This is a genomic window from Micromonospora sp. DT201 (genome assembly GCF_049841575.1).
Taxonomy (GTDB): domain Bacteria; phylum Actinomycetota; class Actinomycetes; order Mycobacteriales; family Micromonosporaceae; genus Micromonospora.
This window is the reverse complement of record NZ_JBNCKP010000041.1, coordinates 1-11,622: the sequence shown is the minus strand read 5'-3', so window position 1 is coordinate 11,622 and position 11,622 is coordinate 1. Positions and strand designations below refer to the sequence as shown.

The following is an 11,622-nucleotide window of genomic DNA, read 5'->3' as shown; positions in this document are numbered from 1 at the left end:
AACGGCGGCCGGAGTCCCGGCCGCCGTTACCGGCACGGAGCTACATCGGGCGGACGTTGTCCGCCTGCGGACCCTTCTGCCCCTGGGTCACCTCGAACTCGACCTTCTGGCCCTCGTTGAGCTCCCGGTAGCCGCTCGAAGCGATGGCGGAGTAGTGGACGAACACGTCCGGCCCTCCACCGTCCTGCTCGATGAAGCCGAAGCCCTTTTCCGAGTTGAACCACTTAACCGTGCCGGTTGCCATGCATCTCTCCCTGTTCAAAGCGGCTGACCCTCGGCCTCTGGCCGATGATCGCCCGTACCTGTTCGACAGTAACGGGCAAAACCCCGATCCGCTGGCCGAAGTGCCGTAGGTCTTCGTGTGAAGTCGGGTGAACTTCTGCGCGCCGGCATGCGAAAGCTGCCCCGATTACCCTCCGCTGGGGCATGCTTGCGCCGATGAGGGGTGCCGCAGCCGACGCGCTGACCGAGCTTGAGCGCGAGATCGACGCGCCCGGCGCCGGCCTGGACCGGCTCCGGTTGGTACCCACCCCGTTCGTACCCGAGGTGCGGCTGCACCTGGCCGAAGACGCGATCGTCTGGTGGGCTCGGATGGAGGCTGCCGTCGGGCATGCCCTGCCAGCGCCGTACTGGGCGTCCGCCTGGGCCGGAGGCCAAGCCCTGGCCCGTTACCTCCTGGACCATCCGGAGCTCGCCGCCGGACGCCGAGTGCTCGACCTCGCCGCCGGGTCGGGGCTGGTGGCCATCGCCGCCGCGCTCGCCGGCGCCGCGCAGGTGACCGCCAACGACATCGACCCGTACGCCGTCGCCGCCGTCACGCTCAACGCGCGGGCCAACCGGGTCGCCATCGACGCCTTCGGAGACGACCTGCTCGACAGCACCGAAGCGGAGGCTGACCTGGTGGTCGCCGGGGACGTCTTCTACGACCGCGCGATGGCCGACCGGATGCTGCCGTTCCTGCAGAGGGCCGCAGCCGGGGGTGCCGAGGTGCTCGTCGGCGACCCCGGCCGGGGGCACCTACCGGCGGACCGCCTGACGGTGCTGGCCGACTATCCGGTGCCCACCACCGAACCGTCGGTCGACTCGTCGTTACGTTGGGTGCAGGTGCTGCGGCCCGCCTGAGGTGAGGTGCCGTCTCAGGGGCGACCCCGAGGCGGATACCAGGGGTGCATGGGGGCTACGACCGGATGCCCAGGGTGGTGCGGCGGCCATAGCGTACGAGGCATGACGCAATGGCTGGCCCAGATCGGAGAACTGCCCGTCCTGCTGCTGATGGGTGCTCTCGGGCTCGTCATGCTCTTCGACGCCGTACCCCTGCTGGGTGTCCTGGTCCCCGGCGACGTGGCGATCCTGGCCGCCGTCGGGGTGGGCCGCCCGACCACCGGGCTGGCCACCTTCGCCGCAGTGCTGGTCGGCTGCCTGGGAGGCTGGTCGCTGAGCTTCCTGATGGGCCGTCGCTACTCCGAGCGGCTGCGACACAGCCGGATCGGCGGCTGGATTGGCGAGACGCGCTGGACCGCGGCGGAGGGCATCTTGCGTCGAGGCGGCGGCCGGATGATGGTCGTCGCGCCGTTCCTGCCCGTGTTCAACGCGCTGCTTCCACTGGCCGCCGGTGGTCTACGAATGTCGTACCGGCGATTCCTCGGCTGCGCGGCCCTCGGCGCCGCCGCCTGGGCCGGTCTCTACCTCGCGTTGGGCACCGCGTCCCGGTCACTGGCCGGGCTGCTGCCGGGGAACCCCAGTCCGCTGCTGGTCACCATGGGGGTCGGGCTGGTGCTGGCTTCCGTCGTGCTGCTGGGGACGCGGCGGCGGCTGTTCTCCGTCGTTGGCTGAGGGGTGGGGCTTGCTGGTTGCGGTGGGGGCAGTGGTTGCGGTGGGGGGCAGTGGTTGCGGTGGGGGGCGGGGGGGGGGGGGGGGGGGGGGGGGGGGGGGGGGGGGGGGGGTGGGGGGGGGGGGGGGGGGGCCCCCCCCCCCACGACGGGTTTTGATCTTGGTGGTTCTTGGTCGACGTCGGGTTCTCTGTTTGCTGGGTTACCAGCCTCTTGCTCGCCACTGGGGGAGGGCTGGGCGTTCTGCTCCCAGGGTGCTGTCCTTGCCGTGGCCGGGGTAGAACCAGGTGTCATCCGGTAGCTGATCGAACAGCTTGTGCTCGACGTCGTCGATCAGCGCGGCGAAGCGTTCCGGGTCCTTGTCCGTGTTGCCAATTCCACCTGGGAAAAGACTGTCGCCAGTAAAAAGGTGCGGGGTGCCGGCCGGGTCGCGGTAGAGCAGCGCGATCGAACCCGGGGTGTGCCCCTTGATGTGGATGACCTCCAGCGCGCAGTCGCCGACCTGCACGGTGTCGCCGTCGGCCAGACGCTCCGCCTCGATCGGCAGCCCGGCCGCGTCGTCGGCGTGCACCAGCGCCCGGGCACCGGTCTTGGCGACCACCTCTTCCAGCGCCACCCAGTGATCCATATGCTGGTGAGTCGTGACCACGGCGGTGAGCCCGCCGTCGCCGATCAGGTCCAGCAGCCGGGGCGCCTCGTTGGCGGCGTCGATCAGCACCTGCTCACCGGTGCCCGTGCAGCGCAGCAGGTAGGCGTTGTTGTCCATCGGGCCGACCGACAGCTTGCTGATGGTCAGCCCGTCCAGCTCTCGTACCGCCGGCGCGCCGCCGTGGGTGACGTCTCCGCTGTATGTCATGACGTTTCTATATCCATTCCGGTGGAGTAGGCAGGGGACCGTCGGGGGTGACAGAGAGCGGCTCGCCGTCGGCGCGGCCGATCAGCCAGGCGGCGAGGTCGGGGAGGGGACCGGCGACGATCGGGGCGCCGTCGCGGTCGGAGATCACCACCTCGTGCTCGATGCCGTCGGGGTGCAGCACCATCGACGGCGGTGTCGGCCCCGTGGCGTGGTGGCTGGCGGCCTCGCGCAGCAGCCGGTGGGCGAACGTCTCCGACCAGTCGGCGGGTCGGTAGTCGGCGGCCAGGTCGAGGTGGTGCACCTCGATCTCGCGCAGGCGACCCCAGACGAGCAGCGCGGCCGGCCACGGGCCCCGCCGGGCCTGCACCGTCGCTGCCCAGGCCTCGGCCGGCATCGCCGCGACCGCCTCGGTGAACAGATCCGCGGTGCGCCGCAGGTCGTCCAGGTGCTCAGCGGGTGGCCGGCCCGAGCCGACTTCGATGTCCGTCGTGCGGGCCGCCAACGAGGCGTACATCGGCAGCGCCTCGCCGGTGCGGGCCGAGGTGAGCAGGTTGACGAAGCCGTCGGCGTTGCGCGCCAGATGTGCCAGCACGTGGCCGCGCGTCCAGCCTGGAAGCAGCGACGCGGCGGCCAGGTCCTTGGCGTCGAAAGAGGCTGCGGTACGCAGGAGTCGGCTGGTGGCCGCGTCCACCTCGCCCATCAGCAGCAGCGGATCCGTGGTCACCCGTCGACCCTAGCGGTCCGCCGTCGCACCGTCGCCGGGGAAATCGCTTTCGGCGAGTCGGCGCGCGACCTACCGTCAGCGGCAGACGCGGCACCGGGACATCGGACGGAGGTGGTGATCATGCCGGACGTGGCACGCGTGTTCCGCCATCACCAGCTTCGACACCGATGAGGATGCCATGACGATAGATCTGACCGCCCTCGGCTGGGACGCCGAGCGGGCGGCCTACGCCGCGCGACGCGGCGAGCACCCCCCGGGCCGGGTGGCCCGGGTGGACCGGGGGGTCTGCACGGTGCTCACGGCGGCCGGCCCCGCCCGGGCCAGCCTGGGCGGGGCGGTGCTGGCCGCTGCGGCCCGGGACCCGTCCGCACTGCCCTGCGCCGGGGACTGGGTGCTGCTCACACACTGGCCCGACCGGCGCGTCACCGTGGAGGCCGTGCTGCCACGGCGGGCCGCGCTGATCCGCCGTACCGCTGGCAAGGACGCCAGCGGCCAGGTGCTGGCCGCCAACCTCGACGCGGCCGCCGTGGTGGAGCCGGTGCACCCCGAGCCGGACGTGGGCCGGATCGAACGGCTGCTCTCCCTGGCCCACGAGTCCGGTGCCCGGCCGCTGATCGTGTTGACGAAGGCCGACCTCGCGGCCGACCCGGCCGCGCTGGCCCGCCAGTTGGCCGCGGTCGCCCCCGGGGTTCCGGTCCTGGCGGTCAGCGCCGAGCGTGGCGTCGGGCTGGGCCCCCTGCGCGCCGAGGTGACGCCCGGCCGCACGCTCGGCCTGCTCGGGCCGTCCGGCGCCGGCAAGTCGAGCCTGGTCAACGCTCTGGTCGGGGCGGTGATGATGCCCACCCAGGCGATCCGGCGGGTCGACGGCAAAGGTCGGCACACCACCACCTGGCGGGCCCTCGTGCCGATCCCCGGCGGCGGCGCGGTGATCGACACGCCGGGTGTGCGGGCGGTCGGCCTGCTGGACGGCGCGGCCGGGCTCGACCGGGCGTTCGCCGATATCGCCGGGCTGGCCGAGGGTTGCCGGTACGCCGACTGCGGGCACGACGGCGAGCCCGCCTGCGCGGTCCGCGAGGCGCTGCAGACCGGCGAGCTCTCCACCCGCCGCTGGGAGAGCTGGCGGCGGTTGCAGGGGGAGGTGTCCCACGAGAGCCGACGGCGGGAGGCACGGCTGGCAGCGGAGCGGCGCGGTGGGTGGCGTTCGGCCCGGCGTCGGGCAGCCCGGCCCCCGTCGCCCGGGGGCTACTGACCCGACGCTCGCAAGCGACGCGGCCAAGAGCATCTGATCGGCGCGGCCGACCGGGCTGAGCTGGGGGAATGTGCGGGCGGGGAAAACTGTCGTACCTCGGGGCTAGAGTTGCCGAGGCGTGTTTTCCGCGCCCGCACGACCGCTCAAAACCACCCCAGAGCGGGACAGATTCTTCGCTTCGTCTTCTCCCGGGAGTACACGCACCGTGGTCGACCGACTGATCATCCGTGGCGCGCGCGAGCACAACCTGCGTGACGTCAGCCTCGACCTGCCCCGGGACGCACTCATCGTGTTCACCGGGCTGTCCGGGTCGGGCAAGTCGAGCCTGGCCTTCGACACGATCTTCGCCGAGGGGCAGCGCCGCTACGTCGAGTCGCTCTCGTCGTACGCCCGGCAGTTCCTCGGCCAGATGGACAAGCCAGACGTCGACTTCATCGAGGGTCTGAGCCCTGCCGTCTCCATCGACCAGAAGTCCACCTCGCGCAACCCGCGTTCGACCGTCGGCACCATCACCGAGGTCTACGACTACCTGCGCCTGCTCTACGCCCGCGTCGGCGAGCCGCACTGCCCGGTCTGTGGCGAGCGGATCTCGCGGCAGAGCCCCCAGCAGATCGTCGACCGGGTCCTCGCCATGGCCGAGGGCACCAAGTTCATGGTGCTCGCGCCGGTCATCCGCGGCCGTAAGGGCGAGTACGTCGACCTCTTCGCCGAGCTGCAGGCCAAGGGCTATGCCCGGGCCCGGGTCGACGGCGTGGTGCACCCGCTGACCGAGCCGCCGAAGCTCAAGAAGCAGGAGAAGCACACCATCGAGGTGGTGATCGACCGACTCACCGTCAAGCCGAGCGCCAAGCAGCGGCTGACTGACTCGGTCGAGGCCGCCCTGGGTCTGTCCAGTGGCCTGGTGCTGCTCGACTTCGTCGACCTCCCGGAGGGCGACCCGGAGCGGGAGCGCCGCTACTCCGAGCACCTGGCCTGCCCCAACGACCACCCGCTCGCCATCGAGGATCTCGAGCCCCGGGTCTTCTCCTTCAACGCTCCGTACGGCGCCTGCCCGGAATGCACCGGCCTGGGCACCAAGAAGGAGGTCGACCCGGAGCTGCTGGTCCCCGACCCGGAACGCAGCCTGCGCGAGGGCGCCATCCAGCCCTGGTCCACCGGGCACAACCTGGAATACTTCCTGCGCCTGCTGGAGGCCCTCGGCGACGCGCAGCACTTCGACGTCGACACCCCGTGGCGGGCGTTGCCGGCGCGTGCGCAGAAGACGATCCTGCACGGCTCCGACGACCAGGTGCACGTGCGCTACCGCAACAAGTACGGCCGCGAGCGCTCCTATTACACCGGCTTCGAGGGCGTGGTGCAGTGGATCGAGCGCCGGCACTCCGACACCGAGTCCGAGTCGTCCCGCGACAAGTACGAGGGCTACATGCGCGACGTGCCGTGTGCGGCATGCGGCGGAGCCCGGCTCAAGCCCGAGGTGCTCGCGGTCACGCTGGCCGGCAAGAGCATCGCCGAGGTCTGCAACCTGTCCGTGGGGGAGTGCGCCGACCTGCTCGCCGGCATCGAGCTCACCGACCGGCAGAAGATGATCGCCGAGCGGGTCCTCAAGGAGATCAACGCCCGGCTGCGGTTCCTGCTCGACGTGGGTCTGGACTACCTCTCTCTCGACCGGCCGGCCGGCACGCTGTCCGGCGGTGAGGCGCAGCGCATCCGGCTGGCCACCCAGATCGGCTCCGGCCTGGTGGGCGTGCTCTACGTGCTCGACGAGCCGTCGATCGGGCTGCACCAGCGCGACAACCACCGGCTGATCGAGACCCTGATCCGGCTGCGCGGTCTGGGCAACACGCTGATCGTGGTGGAGCACGACGAGGACACCATCCGCACCGCCGACTGGATCGTCGACATCGGGCCCGGCGCGGGTGAGCACGGCGGCAAGATCGTGCACAGCGGCTCGGTGCCGGCCCTACTGAAGAACAAGGAGTCGATCACCGGGGCGTACCTGTCCGGGCGGCGGTCGATCCCGACGCCGACGACGCGCCGCCCGCAGGATCCGGCCCGGGACCTGGTGGTGCACGGCGCGCGTGAGCACAACCTACGCAACCTGACCGTGCCGTTCCCGCTGGGCCAGCTGATCGCGGTCACGGGGGTGAGTGGCTCGGGCAAGTCGACGCTGGTCAACGACATCCTCTACGCCGTGCTGGCCAACCAGATCAACGGCGCCCGGCTGGTCCCCGGCCGACACACCCGGGTCTCCGGCCTGGAGCACGTGGACAAGGTCGTCGGCGTGGACCAGTCGCCGATCGGCCGGACGCCGCGCTCCAACCCGGCCACCTACACCGGGGTCTGGGACCACGTCCGCAAGCTCTTCGCCGAGACCACCGAGGCGAAGGTGCGCGGCTATGGCCCAGGTCGGTTCTCGTTCAACGTCAAGGGCGGGCGCTGCGAGGCGTGCTCCGGCGACGGCACCATCAAGATCGAGATGAACTTCCTGCCCGACGTGTACGTCCCCTGCGAGGTCTGCAAGGGCGCCCGGTACAACCGGGAAACCCTCGAGGTGCACTACAAGGGCAAGACCGTCTCGGACGTGCTGGAGATGCCGATCGAGGAGGCCGCCGAGTTCTTCTCCGCCATCCCGGCCATCCACCGGCACCTCAAGACCCTGGTCGACGTCGGCCTCGGCTACGTACGCCTCGGTCAGCCCGCGCCGACTCTCTCCGGCGGTGAGGCACAGCGGGTCAAGCTCGCCTCCGAGTTGCAGAAGCGCTCCACTGGGCGGACGGTCTACGTGCTCGACGAGCCGACCACCGGTCTGCACTTCGAGGACATCCGCAAGCTCCTGATGGTGCTGGAAGGGCTGGTCGACAAGGGCAACACCGTGATCACCATCGAGCACAACCTCGACGTGATCAAGACGGCTGACTGGCTGATCGACATGGGCCCGGAGGGGGGTCACCGGGGCGGCACCGTGCTCGCCACCGGCACCCCCGAGGAAGTCGCCGAGGTGGCTGAGAGCCACACCGGCCAGTTCCTGCGCCAGGTGCTCAAGCTCGACGGCGAAGCCAAGGGCGCGGCCGCTGCCACCACCCGGGCGGCCAAGGCCAACGGCGTCACCAAGGCACGGGCCAGCCGCAAGGTGCCGACCGCCGCGCGCTGACCTCGACTCCCCAGGGGCGAGTCTCGTCGAGCTCGCGTACGCCGATTGCGGGTCGGGTTCGCGTGCGCGGATTGCGGGGCGGGGTCGGTCGGGTCCGCGCGCGCCCGGTCGGGCGTGGGCGAGCCGGTCCGGAGCCCGTCCCGGCCCATTTCCCCGGTCGGACAGGTGCCGCGCTGAACCATCCGGCACAGTTGCCCGTGTGGAGAAGTGTGGCCGGCTTTCCAAGCGGCGCAGCGGGCTAGAGAGAGGCGAGGCATGAGTGACGATCAGGCGCTGACCGGTCAGGGTACGCAGACACGTCGTACCCTGCTCACCGGCGTCGGGGCTGTCGGCGCGGCCGTCGTCCTGGCTGCTTGCGGCAACCAGGACGACGGCAACGGCAGCGCCGCTCCCACCAGCGGCGGCCCGGCGGTGACCAATACCGGAGACGCCGGCGGCGGCGACCGGCAGGGCGCCCAGTCGCTGGCCACCACCGCCGACATCCCCGTCGGTGGGGGCAAGGTCCTCGCCACCGACGGCGTGGTCATCACCCAACCCACCGCAGGCCAGTTCAAGGGCTTCAGCCCGATCTGCACCCACCAGAACTGCCCGGTGACGAACGTCGACGGCGGCACCATCAACTGCACCTGCCACGGCAGCAAGTTCTCGATCGAGGACGGCTCGGTGAAGGCCGGCCCGGCCACCAAGCCGCTGCCGCCCAAGGAGATCAAGGTCACCGGAGACCAGATCTCACTGGCCTGACGCGCACGCGCCTGTCTGGCCGACCCACGTCCCGGTAGTCGGGGTGTCCGCCGCCCCGCCGACACCCCGACTTCCCGTAAACCGGAGTGGATCTAGCGCTTGCGGTGGGCTGTCGGTGCTGCGGACTAGGCTTGCTGGCGTGGCTGACCCCTCGACCTACCGCCCCGCACCCGGCACCATCCCGGAGTCACCAGGGGTCTACCGCTTCCGCGACGGCACCGGCCGAGTGATCTACGTCGGCAAGGCGAAAAACCTCCGCAGCCGGCTCAACTCCTACTTCGGCGACGTGTGGAACCTGCACGACCGCACGAGGCAGATGGTCACCACCGCCGAATCGGTGGACTGGATCACCGTCGGCACCGAGGTCGAGGCGCTCCAGCAGGAGTTCACCTGGATCAAGCAGTACGACCCGCGGTTCAACGTTCGCTACCGCGACGACAAGTCGTATCCCTACCTGGCCGTCACCCTCGACGAGGAATACCCACGGCTACAGGTGATGCGCGGCGCGAAGCGCAAGGGGGTGCGCTACTTCGGGCCGTATTCGCACGCCTGGGCGATCCGGGAGACCCTCGACCTGCTGCTGCGCGTGTTCCCCGCCCGGACATGCTCCGCCGGGGTGTTCAAACGGGCCGGTCAGGTCGGCCGTCCCTGCCTGCTCGGATACATCGGCAAATGCTCGGCGCCGTGCGTAGGCACCGTCTCCGCCGACGAACACCGCGCGATCGTCGACGGGTTCTGCGACTTCATGGCCGGGCGCACCGACACCATGGTCCGCAAGATCGAGCGCGAGATGACCGAGGCGAGCGAGCAACTGGAGTTCGAACGCGCCGCCCGGCTGCGCGACGACGTGGCCGCGCTGCGCCGGGCCATGGAGAAGCAGACCGTGGTGCTGGGCGACGGCACCGACGCCGACGTGGTCGCGTTCGCCGACGACCCGCTCGAGGCTGCCGTGCAGGTCTTCCACGTCCGCGACGGCCGGGTCCGCGGCCAGCGGGGCTGGGTGGTGGAAAAGACCGAGGACCTGACCACCGGCGACCTGGTGCACCACTTCTGCACCCAGGTATACGGCGGCGAGCACGGCGAAACCGACGTACCCCGAGAGTTGTTGGTGCCCGAGTTGCCCGCAGACGCCGACGCGCTGGCCGACTGGCTCTCCAACCACCGAGGCAGCCGGGTGTCACTGCGGGTGCCGCAGCGCGGTGACAAACGCTCACTCATGGAGACGGTGGAGCGCAACGCCAAGGACGCGCTGGCCCGGCACAAGCTGAAGCGTTCAGGCGACCTGACCACCCGGGGCAAGGCACTGGACGAGATCAGCGAGGCACTGGGCATGCGCACCTCGCCGCTGCGCATCGAGTGTTTCGACATCTCCCAGATCCAGGGCACCGACGTGGTCGCCAGCATGGTGGTCTTCGAGGACGGGTTACCCCGAAAGAGCGAGTACCGGCGGTTCATCGTCCGTGGCGCCACCGACGACCTCTCCGCGATGTCCGAGGTGCTCCGCCGCCGCTTCGCCCGCTACCTGGACGCCAGGGCCGAGACCGGCGAGGTCGGAGTGGAGTCGACCGACGACCCAGCCGCCCCGGAAAATGCGGTGGAGCCGCAGGTCGGTGTCCTGATCGATCCGACCACCGGCCGGCCGCGGAAATTCGCGTACCCGCCGCAGTTGGTGGTCGTCGACGGCGGTGCCCCTCAGGTCGCGGCGGCCGCGCAGGCCCTCGCCGACCTGGGCATCGATGACGTGGCCCTGTGTGGGCTGGCCAAGCGGCTGGAGGAGGTCTGGCTCCCCGACGACGAGTTCCCGGTCATCCTGCCGCGCACCTCGGAAGGGCTCTACCTGCTGCAACGGGTCCGGGACGAGGCCCACCGGTTCGCCATCACCTTCCACCGACAGCGGCGCTCCAAGCGGATGACCGAGTCCGCGCTGGACCACGTGCCCGGCCTGGGAGAGGTGCGACGCAAGGCGCTGCTGCGTCATTTCGGCTCACTCAAGCGGCTCTCTGCCGCAACAGTTGAGGAGATCACCGAGGTGCCCGGGGTGGGCAAACGTACCGCCGAGGCGATTCTTGCCGCCCTCGACAAGGACGCGAAGGCCGACGACGGCACCGCGCCGACGCCAGGTCCCTGACGCGCTTCGCGCCGCCCGCTTCGCGCCGCCCGCTTCGCGCCGCCCGCTTCGCGCCGCCCGCTCTCGTCTGCCCCGTGGTCGGTCGGTGGTGCGTTCGCCTTGCATGATCGTGCTCGATCCTGGTTGTAGGTGCCTCGTTCGTGACCGAGGGCACTGTTTCCTGGATTGAGCGCGATCTTGCGGGCGAGCCGCGCCTCGGTGGGCGCGCCAGGTCCCGAGGGTGGTTTCGAGGCGGCGCGAGGGGTGACAACAGCCAGTATGGGGGGGTTGTCTCATAAGGGGACGGGTGGTCGACTCCTCGGGCGGAACCCAGGGCTGCCAGGCAGCGACTCGGGGCGTGATCGACTCCATGTCGCCGATGTGGCGGTATCCCGCCGCACGGAAAGCGCCACATCGCCGAAACTGTGTGGATCACGCCCCGACGCCCATCATGCGGGATCACCAGGCCGCCGGTTTGTTCTTTCTGGGTGGTTTCGTCCGGTGGTTGGGGTCACCGTGGCGGTGGAATCGAGGGCCGGCCGGGGTCGTTATACCTGGCATGCCGCCGTGGCCCCCGGGCTCAGGCGTGCGGCAGCCCCGGGAACACCCGCCGGGCCGGCACGGTTACATCCCCGCGTAGCCACCGGGCTGAGGTGCGCGGGCAGCCCCGGGAACACCCGCCGGGCCGGCACGGTTACATCCCCCGGCCGCCGAAGTGGCAAGGCCACCCCCCCCCCCCGGGCAGGTAGGCGGAATGACCCGCCGCCCCGGGATCGTTACACCCCCTTGAGACACCGATGCCGGCCCCCTGTGTGGGCTGCCGGGCGAACCCCCAGAACGACTCTCCCGCCGCGCACCCGCCCCGGGTGCGTCTCGCGGACACCCCCGATGCAGAGGAGCACGCCATCATGCGTACCGATCTGATCCGTAAGACCGCCCTCACCGCCGCTGGACTCGCCTTCACC

General features: G+C 70.7%; 9 protein-coding genes. 6 read left to right on the top strand and 3 right to left on the bottom strand.

Annotated elements, in window-relative coordinates:
- Nucleotides 1-40 precede the first annotated feature (40 nt).
- Nucleotides 41-244 carry a cold-shock protein gene (locus ACLQ28_RS33930; protein WP_007462771.1) on the bottom strand — a complete coding sequence of 68 codons (204 nt, stop codon included), beginning with the start codon at nucleotides 242-244 and terminating at the stop codon, nucleotides 41-43.
- A 182-nt stretch (nucleotides 245-426) separates the two neighbouring features.
- Between ACLQ28_RS33930 and ACLQ28_RS33925 the strand changes: the two genes are divergently transcribed.
- Nucleotides 427-1,122, top strand: a complete 696-nt coding sequence (locus tag ACLQ28_RS33925) for a class I SAM-dependent methyltransferase (RefSeq protein WP_425690341.1) — start codon at nucleotides 427-429, stop codon at nucleotides 1,120-1,122.
- Between the two features lie 102 nt (nucleotides 1,123-1,224).
- Nucleotides 1,225-1,833, top strand: coding sequence for a DedA family protein (locus tag ACLQ28_RS33920; protein ID WP_425690340.1), 609 nt, complete (start codon nucleotides 1,225-1,227; stop codon nucleotides 1,831-1,833).
- A 198-nt stretch (nucleotides 1,834-2,031) separates the two neighbouring features.
- Here the strand turns inward: ACLQ28_RS33920 and ACLQ28_RS33915 are convergent, their stop codons facing one another.
- Both ACLQ28_RS33915 and ACLQ28_RS33910 read right to left on the bottom strand, forming a co-directional pair.
- The gene (locus tag ACLQ28_RS33915) at nucleotides 2,032-2,685 is read right to left on the bottom strand and encodes an MBL fold metallo-hydrolase (protein WP_425690339.1); all 654 of its coding nucleotides are present in this window, start codon (nucleotides 2,683-2,685) and stop codon (nucleotides 2,032-2,034) included.
- Between the two features lie 7 nt (nucleotides 2,686-2,692).
- On the bottom strand, nucleotides 2,693-3,409 hold the full coding sequence (locus ACLQ28_RS33910) for a maleylpyruvate isomerase family mycothiol-dependent enzyme (RefSeq protein WP_425690338.1): 717 nt from the start codon (nucleotides 3,407-3,409) through the stop codon (nucleotides 2,693-2,695).
- 178 nt (nucleotides 3,410-3,587) lie between these two features.
- On the opposite strand from ACLQ28_RS33910, the gene rsgA reads away from it, so the two are divergent.
- From rsgA to uvrC, 4 genes are all read left to right on the top strand, one after another.
- Nucleotides 3,588-4,658 (top strand): ribosome small subunit-dependent GTPase A, encoded by a 1,071-nt coding sequence (gene rsgA, locus ACLQ28_RS33905; protein WP_425690337.1) that lies wholly within the window; start codon nucleotides 3,588-3,590, stop codon nucleotides 4,656-4,658.
- Nucleotides 4,659-4,863: 205 nt separating this feature from the next.
- Nucleotides 4,864-7,809 (top strand): excinuclease ABC subunit UvrA, encoded by a 2,946-nt coding sequence (gene uvrA, locus ACLQ28_RS33900; RefSeq protein WP_425690336.1) that lies wholly within the window; start codon nucleotides 4,864-4,866, stop codon nucleotides 7,807-7,809.
- A gap of 255 nt (nucleotides 7,810-8,064) precedes the next feature.
- A complete protein-coding gene (locus ACLQ28_RS33895) occupies nucleotides 8,065-8,550 on the top strand; it encodes a Rieske (2Fe-2S) protein (protein WP_425690335.1) in 486 nt (161 codons plus the stop codon).
- Between the two features lie 139 nt (nucleotides 8,551-8,689).
- Complete coding sequence (gene uvrC, locus ACLQ28_RS33890) at nucleotides 8,690-10,678, top strand: excinuclease ABC subunit UvrC (RefSeq protein ID WP_425690334.1); 1,989 nt, start codon at nucleotides 8,690-8,692, stop codon at nucleotides 10,676-10,678.
- Nucleotides 10,679-11,622 lie beyond the last annotated feature (944 nt).